This is a genomic window from Kamptonema formosum PCC 6407 (assembly GCF_000332155.1).
Taxonomy (GTDB): Bacteria; Cyanobacteriota; Cyanobacteriia; order Cyanobacteriales; family Microcoleaceae; genus Kamptonema; species Kamptonema formosum.
Genome location: NZ_KB235904.1, coordinates 1,828,984 through 1,845,387, shown reverse-complemented (window position 1 = coordinate 1,845,387; position 16,404 = coordinate 1,828,984). Strand labels below are relative to the sequence as shown.

12 protein-coding genes are annotated in these 16,404 nt (G+C 43.6%); 11 read left to right on the top strand and 1 reads right to left on the bottom strand.

All coding sequences use genetic code 11. The annotated features are described in order from the left end of the window. Positions 1 to 311: 311 nt before the first annotated feature. From OSCIL6407_RS0124940 to OSCIL6407_RS0124920, 5 genes are all read left to right on the top strand, one after another. Positions 312 to 1,394, top strand: a complete 1,083-nt coding sequence (locus tag OSCIL6407_RS0124940) for a DUF6745 domain-containing protein (protein WP_007355024.1) — start codon at positions 312 to 314, stop codon at positions 1,392 to 1,394. A 138-nt stretch (positions 1,395 to 1,532) separates the two neighbouring features. Beyond that, a complete protein-coding gene (sat, locus tag OSCIL6407_RS0124935; RefSeq protein ID WP_026103853.1) occupies positions 1,533 to 2,714 on the top strand; it encodes a sulfate adenylyltransferase in 1,182 nt (393 codons plus the stop codon). Positions 2,715 to 3,012: 298 nt separating this feature from the next. Next, positions 3,013 to 3,963: an oxygen-dependent tRNA uridine(34) hydroxylase TrhO gene (gene trhO / locus OSCIL6407_RS0124930; RefSeq protein ID WP_007355026.1), complete on the top strand. Its 951-nt coding sequence runs from the start codon at positions 3,013 to 3,015 to the stop codon at positions 3,961 to 3,963. Between the two features lie 213 nt (positions 3,964 to 4,176). Continuing rightward, a complete protein-coding gene (locus tag OSCIL6407_RS0124925; RefSeq protein WP_071592497.1) occupies positions 4,177 to 4,830 on the top strand; it encodes a glutathione S-transferase in 654 nt (217 codons plus the stop codon). A gap of 118 nt (positions 4,831 to 4,948) precedes the next feature. Next, a complete protein-coding gene (locus tag OSCIL6407_RS0124920) occupies positions 4,949 to 5,593 on the top strand; it encodes a GIY-YIG nuclease family protein (protein ID WP_007355028.1) in 645 nt (214 codons plus the stop codon). A gap of 73 nt (positions 5,594 to 5,666) precedes the next feature. On the opposite strand, the gene nagA is transcribed toward OSCIL6407_RS0124920, so the two are convergent. Then, a complete protein-coding gene (gene nagA / locus OSCIL6407_RS0124915; protein WP_007355029.1) occupies positions 5,667 to 6,881 on the bottom strand; it encodes an N-acetylglucosamine-6-phosphate deacetylase in 1,215 nt (404 codons plus the stop codon). A gap of 41 nt (positions 6,882 to 6,922) precedes the next feature. Between nagA and purE the strand changes: the two genes are divergently transcribed. The 6 genes from purE (at position 6,923) to OSCIL6407_RS0124885 (ending at position 16,302) form a co-directional block, all read left to right on the top strand. Further along, positions 6,923 to 7,435 (top strand): 5-(carboxyamino)imidazole ribonucleotide mutase, encoded by a 513-nt coding sequence (gene purE, locus OSCIL6407_RS0124910; RefSeq protein ID WP_007355030.1) that lies wholly within the window; start codon positions 6,923 to 6,925, stop codon positions 7,433 to 7,435. A gap of 205 nt (positions 7,436 to 7,640) precedes the next feature. Beyond that, positions 7,641 to 9,242 (top strand): ammonium transporter, encoded by a 1,602-nt coding sequence (locus OSCIL6407_RS0124905; RefSeq protein WP_007355031.1) that lies wholly within the window; start codon positions 7,641 to 7,643, stop codon positions 9,240 to 9,242. 319 nt (positions 9,243 to 9,561) lie between these two features. Beyond that, complete coding sequence (locus tag OSCIL6407_RS0124900) at positions 9,562 to 10,476, top strand: SGNH/GDSL hydrolase family protein (protein WP_007355032.1); 915 nt, start codon at positions 9,562 to 9,564, stop codon at positions 10,474 to 10,476. A 415-nt stretch (positions 10,477 to 10,891) separates the two neighbouring features. Beyond that, positions 10,892 to 12,226 carry an ammonium transporter gene (locus OSCIL6407_RS0124895; protein WP_007355033.1) on the top strand — a complete coding sequence of 445 codons (1,335 nt, stop codon included), beginning with the start codon at positions 10,892 to 10,894 and terminating at the stop codon, positions 12,224 to 12,226. A 311-nt stretch (positions 12,227 to 12,537) separates the two neighbouring features. Continuing rightward, a complete protein-coding gene (locus OSCIL6407_RS0124890; RefSeq protein ID WP_007353492.1) occupies positions 12,538 to 14,724 on the top strand; it encodes an adenylate/guanylate cyclase domain-containing protein in 2,187 nt (728 codons plus the stop codon). Between the two features lie 66 nt (positions 14,725 to 14,790). Continuing rightward, positions 14,791 to 16,302 (top strand): mechanosensitive ion channel family protein, encoded by a 1,512-nt coding sequence (locus OSCIL6407_RS0124885; RefSeq protein WP_007353491.1) that lies wholly within the window; start codon positions 14,791 to 14,793, stop codon positions 16,300 to 16,302. The last annotated feature ends 102 nt before the right edge of the window (positions 16,303 to 16,404 follow it).

The window sequence follows — 16,404 nt, the reverse complement described above, 5'->3', positions numbered from 1 at the left end:
TGGAAATTTGTTGGCTATAGAACCCATTTGATATCTTAATGGCGATCGCCCCCAGCCTTGGCTCGGTTCATAGCAGGCGATCGCCCGCGTCACGACTTACGCACCCAACCTCATAAAACGGTTTTTTTACGAAAATACTTCATTGTGACTTCTACTTCCTGCATTCTGTCTCCTGCCTTCTGCGTAACCCACAGATTCTCTCAAAAACCAGTTTCTGGGACAACCTGCGTAAGTTCTATTTGTTTTATTAGGCTGATGATTAAGAGGCTAGCCTCTTAGAGCTGAAATGGGTTCTATAAGCTGGATAAAATATGTCTAAACAACTTACCGACCTAACACCAGCACAAGAAGCATTAATTCCATTATATCTCGAAAAATGGAGAAAACTAGCGCTGCGTACAGAACCCATCAACCGCGATCGAGCATCAGTAGCAATAAAAACAGCCTATGATTTTATTGCTCAAGAAGAGCCGCAAATTATTTTTTTTGATAGCCCATATTTAGCTTTACAATATTTTTCAGAGCGAATGGGTGGCGAATTTGGCAGCGAAATAGGGGAGGAATTAAAAAGCGAAATTTGCTCAGAATTATATAGAAAATTAACCGGACAAATAAAAAGTGAACTAGAAAATGAGATTTACAGCAAATTGTATAATCCGCTATACGCTCAAATTATCGAGCAATTTAACAACCACATTCACAATCAACTGCATAGCCTACTGCATAGCAAAATGATAGGTATTTTCTACAGCTTTATGGAGAGACAATTTTATCATCGCAACAAAATTGTCTCAGAATTATTAGCTTGTAATGGCAGTTGGGTAGATTTTTGCATTTCTGAATTAAATCTAGAATGCGATTTAGCTAAATGGGAAATAATGCAGTTGCTAGTTAACAATTGCGGCTGGATTTACCCTTTTGAAAAAACTTGCTTTGTGTGCGATCGCCCCCGCCTAATTAACTTTGACAGCCAAAAGCTACTCCACGCCGAAGCAGCACCAGCAGTACAATATGCCGACGGATTCAATGTCTACGCTTATCACGGTATTAGATTGCCAGAAACCTATGGGAAACTGCACCCGGAACAATGGCAAGCGAAATGGCTATTAACAGAGGAAAACGCCGAAGTTCGGCGAGTATTAATTCAAGAAATTGGCTATGCCAGAATTTGCCAAGACTTACAAGCAATTGAATTAGATTCTTGGCAAGAATACACCTTATTAAAAATCGACCAAAATCTGGACAGCGAACCAATTTATCTGTTAAAAATGACTTGTCCGAGCACGGGACACATACACGCATTGCGCGTACCGCCTGACTTAAAATTAGCCAGAGATGCGATTACCTGGGTAAATTGGGGAGTCGATCCCGAAGAATTTAGCATTCAAACCTAAAAGCGTAACGCCCCCTCTCGGCGGTTCCTGATACTGTCGGGAGGGTGGTTACGGTCAAAGTCGTGAATCAGTAAGTCCATAGTCTCAGAGCTTGATAGTATGGACACTGGTAGCTACAAGCTAAAAACCCAAATTAACATGAGTCAGTATTTAGATAGCATTCCGCCGCACGGCGGTCAACTGATCAACCGTATTGCCACACTAGATCAGAGACAAGAATTTTTCCACAAAGCAGAGACTCTACCGCGAGTTCAGTTAGACGATCGCGCCCTCTCCGACTTACAAATGATTGCGATCGGCGGTTTTAGCCCCCTGACGGGGTTTATGAATCGCGATGACTACAAATCCGTCATCGCCGATATGCACCTCTCAAACGGCCTGCCTTGGTCAATTCCCGTTACTCTTCCCGTCTCCCAAGAAGTAAGCGATCGCCTCAAAGAAGGTAGCTTAGTCCGCCTCGACTCTCCCAACGGCGACTTTGTAGGCATCTTAGAACTAACTGAAAAATATTCCTACAGCAAAGAAATCGAGGCAATCAACGTTTACAAAACTGATGACCTCAAACATCCCGGCGTGCAGGTACTAGACAAATCTGGGCCTATTAACCTCGCTGGCCCAGTATGGCTAATGGAACGCCTGGATCATCCCCTGTTTCCCAAATATCAGATAGATCCAGCAAAATCGAGAGCTTTATTCCGTGAAAAAGGCTGGAAAACCATCGTCGGATTCCAAACCCGGAACCCCATCCACAGAGCTCACGAATACATTCAGAAATGCGCTTTAGAAATAGTAGATGGATTGTTTTTACATCCCTTAGTGGGCGCAACTAAAGAAGATGACATCCCCGCCGATGTACGGATGCGCTGTTACGAGATCCTGTTAGAAAAATATTTCCCACAAGACCGAGTAATTCTAGCAATTAATCCCTCAGCCATGCGCTATGCAGGGCCGCGAGAAGCAATTTTCCATGCTTTAATCCGCAAAAACTACGGCTGTACGCACTTCATTGTCGGGCGCGATCATGCAGGGGTTGGCGACTACTATGGAACTTATGATGCCCAATACATTTTTGAAGAATTTGACCCCGCAGCATTAGGCATCATGCCGATGAAATTTGAACACGCTTTTTACTGTAAATTGACGGGGCAAATGGCTACGACAAAGACGAGCCCAAGTTTACCAGAACAGCGAGTACATTTATCCGGGACAAAGGTGCGGCAAATGTTACGAGAAGGGAAATTACCACCGCCGGAATTTTCACGGCCAGAAGTAGCAGCAGAATTAGCACGGGCAATGAATATTTATGCTTATGAGATTTGATTAGTGGAGAGCCGTGCAGGGCTGTAAACTTGCTCCCTGCTAAATTCTTTGAACTAATCCCTCAACCCCCTTTCCTGCAAGGGCTGTTGCATTCTTAGGACTTACGCTGGTCAAAAACCCGGTTTCGGCGTTAATATTTCTGGAAAAAAGCGACGATCTTGGTCAGAAAACCGGTTTTTTTGCGTAAGTCCCTAATTCTGCCTAAAAAATTGTTTGGTGCGATCGCGGTCTATCCCACGTTAAGCTAGAGTTTCCCAACCCTTTCTATTATTGCCACCTGCCACCTGCCTATTGAGCTATGACTTATTTCTTAACCGCCGCCTTGTATAAATTTGTTGAACTCTCGGATTTTGCCCAACTGAGAGAACCCTTGCTAGCCTGCTGCAACGAAAACAAGGTGAAAGGCACTATCTTACTAGCCCAAGAAGGAATTAATGGCACCATTGCCGGCTTACCTGAAGGTATATATGCAGTGCTAGCATTCCTACGTCGCGATCCGCGCTTAGCTGATTTAACCCACAAAGAATCTTTCTCCGAAAAAGCACCATTTTATCGGCTAAAAGTACGCTTAAAACGCGAAATCGTGACTATGGGTTTACCCGATATTAATCCAACTGTAATGGCTGGTAAGTATGTCAAACCTGACGAGTGGAATCAACTACTTGACGATCCTGATGTTGTCGTAGTTGATGTGCGTAACGACTACGAAGTATCCCTCGGAACCTTTAAAGGTGCGATCGATCCCAAAACAAAAAGCTTCTCTGAATTACCCGAATGGGTAAAGCGAGAAACGACATTACGCAATAAGCCAAAAGTAGCAATGTTTTGCACGGGAGGTATTCGGTGCGAGAAATCTACGGCATTTTTGCGAAGTCAAGGTTTTCAGGAAGTTTATCACTTAGAAGGTGGAATATTGAAATATCTAGAAACAGTTCCAGAAGCAGAAAGTCGCTGGGAAGGCGAATGTTTTGTTTTTGATGAACGAGTTTCAGTTGGTCATGGCTTAAAGCCTGGTGAATATGAACTTTGTCGCGCTTGTCGTCACCCAATTAGTCAGGAAGAAAAAGCTTCAGAATTATTTGTTTTGGGTGTAAGTTGTCCGCATTGCTATAACTCGAAAACTGAAGCGCAGAAAAAATCTTTATCCGAGCGGCAACGTCAAATTGAGCTGGCGAAGAGTCGCAATCAAGTGCATATCGGTGCTAGCTATCATGTTAAGGAGAAATCAAATCTTACGTCAATGGATTAATCTACCAATTAAAGGCGTAATATCAAATCCGGTTCATCGGAATTATATGACCGGGGCGGGTTTATAGGATTTATCAATACTTATCAAATATGTTGGCGAACCCGCCCCTACAAAAATTATTATGATGTAATTCCGAATCAAATGGAAATGATATAACCGATTTTTTTAGACTTTTTCCTTCTTCCCTCTTTTTTCTTGCTTCTTCCTTTGCCGATGTCAGCAACCTACCCAATTTTGTATTCTTTCCGCCGCTGTCCATTCGCTATGCGGGCACGCTTGGCATTAATTATCAGCAATCGAGTCTGTGAGTTACGGGAAGTTGTCTTGCGTGATAAACCACAGGAAATGTTGGACGTATCCCCTAAAGGTACGGTACCGGTATTGATTGATATTGATGGGCGCGTACTGGATGAAAGTATGGATATTATGTTGTGGGCATTGACACAACACGACCCGGAAAAATGGTTGATTCCAGAGCAAGGTTCGGTTGCAGAAATGTTAGAGCTGATTGCTGAATTTGACGATCGGTTTAAATATCATCTTGACCGTTATAAATACCCGGATCGTTATGAAGGGATCGATTCAGAAGCTCATCGGATTGAGGGTGCTTTATATTTAGAGAAACTGAATGTAAATTTAAGTACGAAAAAATATTTATTTGGTAATCGTGTGGCATTAGCAGATATGGCGATCGCACCCTTTATTCGTCAATTCGCCCATACCGATCCAGATTGGTTCAATGCACAGCCTTGGTCGCAGCTACAAGCTTGGTTATCAGAGTTTATAGATTCTAAAATCTACACTCAGGTGATGAAGAAATATCCAAAATGGGAATTGGGCAATACAGCGGTTATGTTTCCTGATTAAGAGGTAAGATATAGCAACTGCCACAACGGTTAAGATACTCGCTCATAGCCCAAACTATTGACTCTCTTACCCTCTTCCCCTTCTTTCACGCATCCCCTAGCCCCTAACCCCTAATCCGATGGAATCTGAAAATAATATCGCTATTGAACATCAGAATGTTCCTGTGGCTCATCAAGGGCTGCACAGTTTTTTGTATAGTTCTGATGATGAGCATACCTCCGTTAGCCCATCTATTGCCTTAGATAATGAGGTGGCTGAGGTTGTTTCAGTGGAAGATTGGCGATCGCTCACCGATCGGGTTAAGGTTGCTGGAGTGTATGCGGTTTTAGACTGCGATCGCCAATCTCAATACATTGGTTACTCACGGGATGTACGCCAGTCTCTAGAGGGACACATAGCTCAAAATGGAACTGAAATCTGTGCTTTTATTAGAGTTCAGGTGTTTAAATTTCCTAAGCGTCAGGCGATGGAAGCTCTTCGGGATGAATGGATTGCTGAGTTAGATTACATTCCACCTGGAAATCAAGCAGCACAGGGAAATTGGGCGAGTACAGTGGGTGAAGCGGCCCGGATTGTGATGTCAGAAAGCGATCGCAATAACTACGAAGAGAAGAAGCTCAAATTACGTAAAGCAATGGCGGATAGCACCCTTATTGATGAATTAGAGAAGAACGATCGACAGGATAGCGCAATGGCTGAGCGTCATCAAAAATTAGAAGCAGCAGTTAAAAATGATGATTGGAGTGCTGTCATTGATTCTTAAAAAGAATTATCAAGTTAGCAATGCCATTAAACCAATTTAACTCTTGACAATTTGTACAAACAATAGTAGCTATCTAAAATAATCTTTGCCAAGTTAATTCTTTCGTCAATTCATTCAACTTCCAGCGCAATAACTGAACAGCAGACTGACCACAAATCCCAGGAAGTCCGATCGCTTTTCGCGGTGAGTCCACAGCCATCGCGATCGCACTTTCGGCATCGCAAATTCCCCACTTCACCAAGTTTTGTACCCCCATCAATAAAGGTAGTGTCGTCCCCGCTAACGTTCCCCCTTCTACTGGTTCGTGATAGCCAACTCGTACCCAGGCCGTACCTTTTTTAACTTCAATATACCGAGAATCCCAAGGATAAACGCCATCCTGCAATCCCAAAGGTGCTAAAGCATCGCTAACTAAGAAAATCCCTTGTTCGTATCTGCTAGAACGCAGTAGCACTTCAATCATGGCAGGAGTTACGTGCTCGCCATCGGCAATTAATCCACACCGAACATGGGGGTGAACGATCGCTGCTCCTAACATTCCGGGTTCTCGATGGTGTAAGCTGGGCATGGCATTAAAAGCGTGAGTTACCATTGAGGCTCCTCGTGCAAAAGCCTCCTGTGCTTGTGCTGCTGTGGCTAGTGAGTGTCCCAGGCTAACTGTAATGCCTAAACTTTGCAAATAGGCGATCGCTTCTCCTGTGCCGTCTAACTCTGGCGCGATCGTAATTATTCTAACTATATTTGCCCAATCGCCCAAAACTTGCTTGACATTTTCTATTTTTAGTGGTAATAAAAACTCTGCTGGATGAGCGCCTCGCTTGTGAAAATTAAGAAACGGCCCTTCTAGATGGACTCCCAAAATTTGAGCTGTTTTAGGAGATGCGTCTTTGTTAGCGGCCATAAAATCAGCAATAGTAGAAAGCGATCGCCTAAATTTTTCCAGTGATGTTGTTACCAGAGTTGGCAAAAAACCATCTATTCCCTGAGTCCACAAAAACTGACAAATTTCCTGTAAAAATGGGATGTTGTCGCTCTCTAAATCTGGAAAAGCCAAACCAAGGGCTCCATTAATCTGCAAATCAACTCCGCCAAGAGACACTAAATCTCCGCCTGCGTCGATTACTTGCAAATCTGGAGGAGCAACCCGCTTAAACACTTTCTCCATCGGGTAAATTCCTTGAATGATACCCTCAGCATTAATAGCGATCGCCTGCAAGCCATTGTAACCGGGGAGCTTAGCATTAAGAATATCTATCGGGGCAGCAATTGGGGTTGTTGCTTCAATCATTTTCCAACAAAATATCTAATCTGTCTGAAATCTAAAATCTTATGAATCAAGCTGTAATTGGAATTATCATGGGCAGTGATTCGGATTTGCCCACGATGAAAGATGCGATCGCCATCTGTGAAGAATTTACCATCCCTTGCGAAGTCGCGATCGTCTCCGCCCACCGCACTCCTGAGCGGATGGTAGAATATGCCCAAAATGCACATCTGAGAGGTCTAAAAGTTATTATCGCAGGTGCGGGAGGAGCAGCGCATCTCCCAGGTATGGTAGCATCGCTGACACCTTTGCCAGTAATCGGAGTACCTGTGGCGACACGACACCTGCAAGGGGTAGATTCCCTCTACTCCATCGTACAAATGCCTGCTGGCATACCTGTAGCAACAGTGGGAATAGGCAATGCTAAAAATGCTGGCTTATTAGCAGTACAAATATTAGCGGCTTACCAACCAAAATTGTTAGAGCGAGTGCAGCAGTACCGCCAAAGTCTATCGCAATCTGTGATGGAAAAGCAAGAAAGATTGGCTGAGCTTGGTTACAAGCAGTATCTCGATTAAAGTTATTAACTGTTAACAGTTAACCGTTAACCGTTAACAGTTAACTAAGAAATGAGCAATTAGGCTTGACAAGCTGTCTACCTTTGTGCTGCTATGTCAACCCAAGCAATTCCAGAACCTTCGCTAAAAAAATGTATATTTGGATACAGAAGGTAAGGAACAAATATTGATGGAATCTTTGAACAATTGCTGAAATATTTGCAAGATGTCTAAACTAACAATCCAAAAGAAAAAATTGAGAAAAACACAGCGATCTCGTTCCAATTGGTTCGCAACTGAATTTCCGAGAGTTACCAAAAAGTTAGCTCGTTTACAAGTCGCCATCAAGCGGTTGAGTCCTAGCTGGCAGGCTTGCATTCCCTTAGCTGGTATCATCGTGCTGTTTTGGGGTTACGCTGCCGTAGCCCAAACTACACCCCCCACCACTGAGGAACAATTAGCAAGTCTGAAGGTAGGGCTAGACACCATGTGGGTGATGGTGGCTGGGATGCTGGTGTTCTTTATGAATGCTGGTTTCTGTATGTTAGAAACTGGCTTCTGTCGTCAAAAAAATGCAGTTAATGTTTTAGCCAAAAACTTAATTGTATTTGCCCTTTCCACGATCGCATTTTGGGCGATTGGCTTTGCCCTAATGTTCAGCGACGGCAATGCTTTCCTCGGTACCAGCGGCGGATGGTTTCTTTGGAACGTGACTGACAATAGCCCTGCCACAGGGGACGCTTACCAAGGCATCTTCAAATCTTTAAATTGGACTGGCATACCGCTCAATGCTAAGTTCTTTTTCCAATTAGTTTTTGCAGGTACGGCCGCAACTATCGTGTCTGGAGCAGTTGCAGAGCGGATCAAGTTTTTTGATTTCTTAATTTTCAGCTTGTTGCTAGTAGGAATTGCCTATCCTATCACCGGACACTGGATTTGGGGCGGCGGTTGGCTGGCACAAGCAGGCTTTTGGGATTTTGCAGGTTCAACAGTAGTTCACTCTGTGGGCGGTTGGGCAGCTTTGATGGGAGCAGCTTTTCTGGGGCCGCGTACTGGCAGGTATAGAGATGGCGAAACCGTTGCTATGCCCGGCCACAACATGAGTATTGCGACGTTAGGATGTTTAATTCTGTGGTTAGGATGGTTTGGGTTCAACCCAGGCTCGACAATGGCTGTAGATCCAAATGCGATCGCTCACATTGCGATTACAACTAATACAGCCGGCGCTTTTGGCGCATTGGCAGCGGGCCTTACTGCTTGGCTTTACCTCGGTAAGCCGGATCTTTCCATGATTATTAACGGCCTTTTGGCTGGTTTGGTGGGAATTACGGCTGGTTGTGCTTGGATTAACGTACCCAATTCTGCCCTGATTGGCATTGTTGCTGGGGTAATGGTAGTCTTTGCAGTTACTTTCTTCGATAACTTAAAAATTGATGACCCCGTAGGTGCAACCTCAGTTCACCTAGTCTGCGGTATTTGGGGAACTCTGGCAGTAGGCTTGTTTGCTGATGGCCCGACAACTGGACTCTACAGTGCTGGCCCAGCAGCCGGATTGTTGGTCGGTGGTGGCTTTGGTCAACTTTGGTCGCAAATTATTGGCGTTGTTTCAGTGGGAGGGATGACTGTTCTACTGAGTACCATTTTCTGGTTAGCTCTGAAGGCGACTCTGGGTATCCGAGTTACTCCAGAAGAGGAAGCAGAAGGCCTGGATATTGGCGAACACGGAATGGAAGCTTACAGCGGCTTTGTCAAGGAGACAGGCTTTAGTGGGGTAAGTGATGCCTCCTCCCGTAGCGGCTGGCCTGCTAGCGGCGGGACTGGTAAGTAGAGGATAGGGGGCAGGGGGAGCTCTTAAGCTCTTGAGCAGGGAGAGGGGGGAATTTTCTATCTTCCATCTTCTCCCATCGCTCCTTATCCTCGTCCCAATCTCCTTGGCTTAAGAGATTACCTCGTTAATGTAGTTCTACCAGTTAACAGTTAACGGTTAACAGTTAACTGTTAACCGTTAACCGTTAACAATTTTTGTGGTAAAGTGTGCAAAAAAGACGGTGCTTGATTCCCGCAGGTCGAAAACAGAGTCGATCGGTTGAATCCGAGCCACTATTTATGCTAATTCGCCGTCGGATGGCTGCACGTCCCCTGAGCTTATGGTTAAGTTTGAAGCTGGTAGTGGAGGAGGCTCTAATAAATCCCTATTAGGGATGAAATTTACTCGCTCAACAACTCCTCCGGCTTGGGCTTTGTTATCTCTAGCTACCAATGGGCTGCTGCTTGTGACTGTTGCTTTGTTGGTGATGCGCGATCGCATTATCTCTCACTCTGCTCAAGCTAGTAACTCTATGACTGCTACTAGCTTTCAAGAAAAAATCTTGGAACAGGTATCGGGAGGGATTGGGCAAAACCAGCCTGTGTTGGGGCCTCGCCACAAGTGGACTTACGAACAGTGGGTGGCTCAGTTGGGGCGAGAAGCTGAGGCTGTGGCCGTTAATAGACCCGAAAGGCTGACTGTTTTGGCTGGGGATTCTCTGAGTATGTGGTTCCCACCGCAACTGTTACCAGGCGATCGCATTTGGTTGAATCAAGGAATTTCTGGTGAGACATCGGCGGGTTTGCTAAAGCGGTTGCAAATTTTTGACCGCGTTAAACCGGAGACGATTTTTCTAATGATTGGGATTAACGATCTGATTCGGGGGATAGGAGAGGAAACGATTCTGGCTAACCACCGACAGATGATCCGCGATTTGCGTTGGGTTCATCCTCATTCGCAAATTATAGTGCAATCTATTTTACCGCATGGGGGAGATCGAGCTTCTTGGGAGGGTCGCGATCGCCTTTTAGCAATTCCTAACAGTTACATTCGCGATCTAAATCGGCAGCTTAAAGAGGTTGCTAATTCAGAAAATGCTTTATACCTAGATTTATACCCACTTTTTGCAGATACAAATGGTAATCTCCGATTGGAACTGAGCACTGATGGCCTGCACCTGAATGAGCAGGGATATTTGGTGTGGCGATCGGCTCTACAAGTTTTTAGTCAGTTAGAGTTAGATGTGAATCATTAATTAAGACTTACGCACGGAAAACCTAAGTCTGTCATTGCGAACGTAGAAAATCTAATTCTGTCATTGCGAACATAGAAAATCTAATTCTGTCATTGCGAACATAGAAAATTTAAGTCTGTCATTGCGAACGTAGTGAAGCAATCTTAGCCCCAAGGAGATTGCTTCGCTTGGCTCGCAATGACAGAAAATTCTAGTGACAGAACATCCCAATGATAGAACATCCCAATGACAGAAAATTCTAGTGAGTGTGTAAGTCCGGTTTTTAGTATTCGGTAATACAGAAGGGTTGTTTAACAAATGGTGGAATCCAAAGGTTAGCCTTGAAAATTCCTTTGGGTTGGGGAGTAAGCGTAAAGTGATTAAAAAACTTCTACTGATTGGGGTTATCTCGTTATGGCTGTTGAGTGGCCCACTTATGGGAAATGCTTTGGCTCAAAATGCACCCGTAGTGGTGGAAAATCCGATTAATAGTGGTGATACGGCGTGGATGCTGATTTCGTCGGCGCTGGTGTTATTTATGACTCCGGGGTTGGCATTTTTTTATGGGGGGCTGGTGCGATCGCGCAATGTCCTGAATACAATGATGATGAGTCTGTTACTAATGGCTCTGATCGGCGTTACCTGGACTCTTTGGGGTTACAGTTTGGCCTTCGATGTCTCCACCCCCGTTTCTGAAGGCTTTGGCAAAGGGATTGAAAAGTTCATCGGCGGCTTAGACTGGATGTTTTTAAACAATGTCGCAGCCGATAAACCCGATCCGATTGGTTACGCGGGAACGATTCCCCACCAAGTCTTCATGGTTTACCAGATGATGTTCGCGATCATCACGCCTGCTTTAATCTCAGGTGCGATCGTTGAGCGGATGAGTTTTAAAGCTTATTTCTGGTTTGTACTGCTTTGGTCTACCTTTATTTACTCTCCCTTGGCTCACTGGGTTTGGGGTAGAGGCTGGCTGGGCGAACTCGGAGCTCTGGACTTCGCAGGCGGTAATGTTGTCCATATTAGTTCCGGCGTTTCTGCGGTAGTTGCAGCCTGGATGATCGGGCCCCGCAAAGACTTTATGAATAAGCCTCACGCTCCCCATAATGTGCCTTATGTGCTACTCGGAATTGGAATGCTATGGTTTGGCTGGTTTGGCTTCAACGGCGGTAGCGCTTTAGGATCGGGAGCTTTAGCAGCAGTTGCTTTTGTCTCTACGATGGTATCTACTTCCGCAGGTGGTTTGACCTGGGCAATCCTGGAATGGGTACTTAGAGGTAAGCCGACGGCTGTGGGAATTGCTTCTGGTTTCTTAGCAGGATTAGTCGGTATTACACCTGCGGCTGGATTTGTGACTCCGCTTTCAGGTGTTTTGATTGGTTCAATCACTGCCGTTTGTTGTTTCTTTGCTGTTAGTTTGCGGGCAAAACTGCAATTTGACGATTCTTTAGATACTTACCCCGTTCACGGTGTCGGCGGGACAGTGGGAGCGATTTTAACTGGGGTATTTGCAACTAAAGCAGTTAACAGTGCAGGGAATAATGGATTGCTTTTTGGCAATCCGGGGCAACTTGTAACTCAAATTATTAGTGTTATCGCTACCTACATTTTTGCCGCTGTCGGTACTTTTATAATCCTTAAGGTTTTGGGAGCAATGATGGAGTTGCGAGTGAAGCAATCCGCTGAAGACCAAGGTTTAGATATTAACGAACACGGTGAAGAAGGTTATGGAGAGGAGTTTGCTGGGGGTTTGAGCATGATTGAGGAATAAGAATTATATAGCGAGCGATTTTAACTTGTATGAGAACAAGTAATTGGTAATTGGTAATGGCTAACTGCTAATCGCTAATGGCTAATGGCTAACTGCTAATCGCTAATCGCTAATCGCTAATGGCTAACTGCTAATCGCTAACTGCTAATAGCTAATGGCTAATTACCTTCCCCATCTCCCCTATCTTCCCCATCTCCCCCATCTCCCCCATCTCCCCCGCTCCCCCGCTCCCCCGCTCCCCCGCTCCCCCTCTTTCCCTAGCCCCTAGCCCCTAGCCCCTAGCCCCTTCTTTAATTAAAGGAGGATTGACTTTGTTAGGATTTAGACAATTGAGAATTAAGTCAAAGCTGACAATTGCCCTTCTGGTAGTTACTTTAGGTTCAACTGCCATTGTTGGTATTTTGACATGGAACAGAGCAAAAAGCATTCTCACCCAACGCATTTTTAGCCAACTGACTAGCGTGCGTGCGGCAAAAGCTGCTCAAATTGAATCTTACTTTCAATATATTCACAATCAAATTGAAACCCTTTCCGAAGATCGAATGATTGTGACAGCAATGGTGGATTTTAATCAAGCTTTTCAGCAGCTAAATCAATCAAAGCTAACAATTTCTCCCACTTGGAATCAATCAATTCAATCTTATTATACCAAAGAGTTTTTCCCTAGACTATCTAAAAATATTGAAGGTACACCCGTTTTTGAACTCTATGCTCCTAAAACTGAACTCGCCCAATATTTGCAATATCATTACATTACTAATAATTTCCATCCTGTCGGTAAAAAAGACGAACTTATGGCGGCAACAGATGGGAGTGAATATAGTGCAATTCATAGCAAATACCACAAAATTCTACGCAATCTAATTAAAAAATTTGGCTATTACGATCTGTTTTTAATCAATCCTGAAACTGAAGAAATTGTCTACTCAGTTTATAAAGAAACCGACTTTACAAGTAATCTCCAAACCGGGCCATATTCCCAAAGCAACTTGGCTAGTGTAGTAGCAGCAGTAAAGCAGAATCCAGACCCCAGTGCCGTTCAGATTGTTGATTTTGCTAGCTATCGCCCCTCCTACGGTGCTCCTGCTGCTTTTATGGCTGTTCCTATCTATCAGGAAACGCAACTGGTTGGCATCCTAGCAGTTCAATTACCAGTCGATGAAATTAATAGCATTTTAACAGGAAATCGAGGTTGGGAGCGGGAAGGTTTAGGTAAAACAGGCGAGACTTACTTAGTAGGTTCTGATTACTTAATGCGCTCTATCTCTAGATTTTTAATTGAAGATCCTATAAATTATTATCAGGCGCTCCGTTCCGGTGGTACGCCGGAACGTATAATTCAGACAATTGAACAACTAAAAACTTCGATTTTGCTTCAAAGAGTCGAAACAGAAGGTTCAAAAAAGGCACTTCAAGGTAAACAAGGCACTGAGATTATTAACGATTACCGACAAGTTCCCGTACTGAGTTCTTATGCTCCTCTAAAAATTAAAGGAATCAATTGGGTAGTGCTTTCCGAGATCGATCTAGCTGAAGCCTACGAGCCGCTAAATAACTTGCAAAACTATATTATCATTCTAGCAGTAGTCTTAGTATTATTTGTCACCTTAATTTCTTTAGTTGCTGCCAATAACTTTGTTAAGCCGATTGAAATTTTGATCCAAGACTCTCGCCAGATCATGCGCGGAAAATTAGAAGATGCTGAACTACAATCTACTACTCAAGATGAGTTAAGTCATCTGGTAAAAACCTTTAATGAAATGATTCGCAGCCTCCAAGATCAAACAATATTAGCGGAACAAAGGCAGCGTGAAAATGAGGAGTTACTTTTAAATATTCTTCCCAGTACAGTTGCACAACGCTGGAAAACAGGGGAGGAAGGAATTACAGATGAAACTGAACAAGCAACGATATTAGTCGCAAGTCTAGAAGGTATAAATGAATTATCTATTGGGCGAGGAGTTTCCGAGGTAGCCAGCTTATTAAATGAAATGATTAATGGGTTTGATGCTGCGGCTCAACAGCTTGATGTGTTAGGTATAACTCGGATTGGCGAACTTTACTTTGCTGTTTGTGGGTTGGCAACACCTCGTCTGGATCATACGAAACGAGTTGTCGAATTGGGCCTAGAGATGCTGGATATTTTGCAAGCATTTAACAATAAATATAATCTCAATCTTAAACTTCGTATTGGTATTGATGCAGGTAAGATTATGGGGGCAGTTATCGAGGCTAAAAGCTTTAGCTACTATATTTGGGGTGAAGGTTTGGCGATTGCTTCTCAGCTCAATCGTATGGCTGCACCTAACACTATTCGCATACCGAATGAAGTCCATGAAAGGGTTCGCGATTTGTATATCTTTCAGCCAGCCGAGGAAATTGAGTTAGTAGAAATTGGTCAGGTGCCAACTTGGGTATTGAGCCGAAATTTATTAAATTCTGCTTCTGAAGCTCACGATCGTAACAAATATGCAGTTGTAGTTAAGGAAGTTAAGTAGGTGATACAATCTTATTTGTAGCTTCTAGTTTCTACCTTTTTTCTTGTATTTATAAGAGATTAATCAATGAGTGTACTGTGGTTAAAAGCCTTAATATTTATCTTGGGATTTCCATTATTAATAGTTATCTTGGGAGAAGTAATTTCTCGATTAGAGCCGCGAGGAAATATCCGGCTGGTAAGATTTTTAAATAGTCTGCGGAGCTTTGTTTTTCCTTGCTTGGCAATCTGGCTAGTTATGAATCAGTTTCTCGGCTTTCCTCATAACTCTATTTTCTTACGGTTATTAGAAACCCTGATTTTGCTAGGTGTGATTTTTGCTGGGATTTTGCTTTTGGGAATTTTGTTAACTACAGAACAAAACCCGACTTCTTGGCATTTATTCAAGGTTCCTAGACTGTTTTTACAAATTATTCGGATTCTATTTTTTCTGGGTATCACCACATATATACTCAGCTCTCTTTGGCAAGTAGATTTAAGTAATATTGCTGCGGCTTTGGGAGTGGGTTCTGTCGTCATTGCTCTGGCATTACAAACTACATTGAGCAATCTCGTATCTGGTTTTTTATTACTATTTGACAGTCCTTTTAAAGTCGGAGATTGGATTCGCTTTGGAGATATTGAGGGGCAAGTTGTAGACTTAAATTGGCGCTCTGTGCGTCTGAGAACCCTGAATCGAGAACTGCTAATCGTTCCCAATGGTGTGCTAGATCAGCAGAATATCTTCAACTATCATAGTGGCGATCGCGTACATGGGGAACGATTTAAAATCGGTTTTTCATACGACGATTCGCCCAATTTTGTGCAGGCGGTAATCAAAAGTGCGGCAATTGCAACTAAAGGCATTTTATCCGACCCTGCTCCCGATGTTTTTACTATGTCTTATGATGATTTTGCAATTACTTATGAGGTCAAATATTTTATTGATGATTTCCAAAATGTCGAAGAGATTCGTAATGACTTTAGAACTAGAATTTTCTATGCAGCTAAGCGCAATGGTTTAACGATTCCTTTCCCAATTCGCACTTTACAGCACGTTAGGATTCGTACTCCCCAACGGGAGGAGCGAGTGCAAGAAATAGCAATCTTTTTACAATCTTTGCCTTTTTTTGCCTTTCTAGAGTTGGAGGCGATCGCTAAATTAGCTGATGTAGCGATTTTACAATTTTATGGTTTGGGCGATGAAGTGATTTCTGAAGGAATACCCGATCCAGGTTTTTATATTATTGAGTCGGGTGCAATTAAATTATTAGTAACAGATTTGTCTGGTTCTCAACAGGAAGTCATTCACCTATCGCGGGAAGATTTCTTTGGTGAAACTGCTCTTTTACCTGGCGAAAATAGTCAGGTTACGGGAGTGGTGACTCAAGATTTAACGGTGCTGGTTTTTGAGCGGGAAGCGATCGCAACTCTGATGGCTGGTAGCGCTCGCTTTGCTAGACAGATCAACCAGTTTATTGAAGAAAGGAAAAAGAGAATCGAGCAAGCACATCAGGCTAGCGATCGCTTAAATTCAGCTTCATCGTCATCTGAGTTGAATAACTCGAAGAAATCCTTTAAGCATACAAGGTTAACTTGACCTCTCCCCGCTCTAAAAACGGGCAGGTTGTGAGCGAATGCCTTTTGCTGGTAGCCTAAGCGTTTTACAATCAAAGAGAGTTAACCTGGATTTGGGATGAAT

Bases quoted from the DNA above. Each gene is read 5' to 3' on its own strand.
- sat (WP_026103853.1), top strand. From the start codon at position 1,533: ATGAGTCAGTATTTAGATAGCATTCCGCCGCACGGCGGTCAACTGATC.
- OSCIL6407_RS0124885 (WP_007353491.1), top strand. From the start codon at position 14,791: ATGAGTGTACTGTGGTTAAAAGCCTTAATATTTATCTTGGGATTTCCA.
- OSCIL6407_RS0124925 (WP_071592497.1), top strand. From the start codon at position 4,177: ATGTCAGCAACCTACCCAATTTTGTATTCTTTCCGCCGCTGTCCATTC.
- trhO (WP_007355026.1), top strand. From the start codon at position 3,013: ATGACTTATTTCTTAACCGCCGCCTTGTATAAATTTGTTGAACTCTCG.
- OSCIL6407_RS0124940 (WP_007355024.1), top strand. From the start codon at position 312: ATGTCTAAACAACTTACCGACCTAACACCAGCACAAGAAGCATTAATT.
- OSCIL6407_RS0124895 (WP_007355033.1), top strand. From the start codon at position 10,892: ATGGGAAATGCTTTGGCTCAAAATGCACCCGTAGTGGTGGAAAATCCG.
- OSCIL6407_RS0124920 (WP_007355028.1), top strand. From the start codon at position 4,949: ATGGAATCTGAAAATAATATCGCTATTGAACATCAGAATGTTCCTGTG.
- nagA (WP_007355029.1), bottom strand. From the start codon at position 6,881: ATGATTGAAGCAACAACCCCAATTGCTGCCCCGATAGATATTCTTAAT.
- OSCIL6407_RS0124900 (WP_007355032.1), top strand. From the start codon at position 9,562: ATGGTTAAGTTTGAAGCTGGTAGTGGAGGAGGCTCTAATAAATCCCTA.
- purE (WP_007355030.1), top strand. From the start codon at position 6,923: ATGAATCAAGCTGTAATTGGAATTATCATGGGCAGTGATTCGGATTTG.
- OSCIL6407_RS0124905 (WP_007355031.1), top strand. From the start codon at position 7,641: ATGTCTAAACTAACAATCCAAAAGAAAAAATTGAGAAAAACACAGCGA.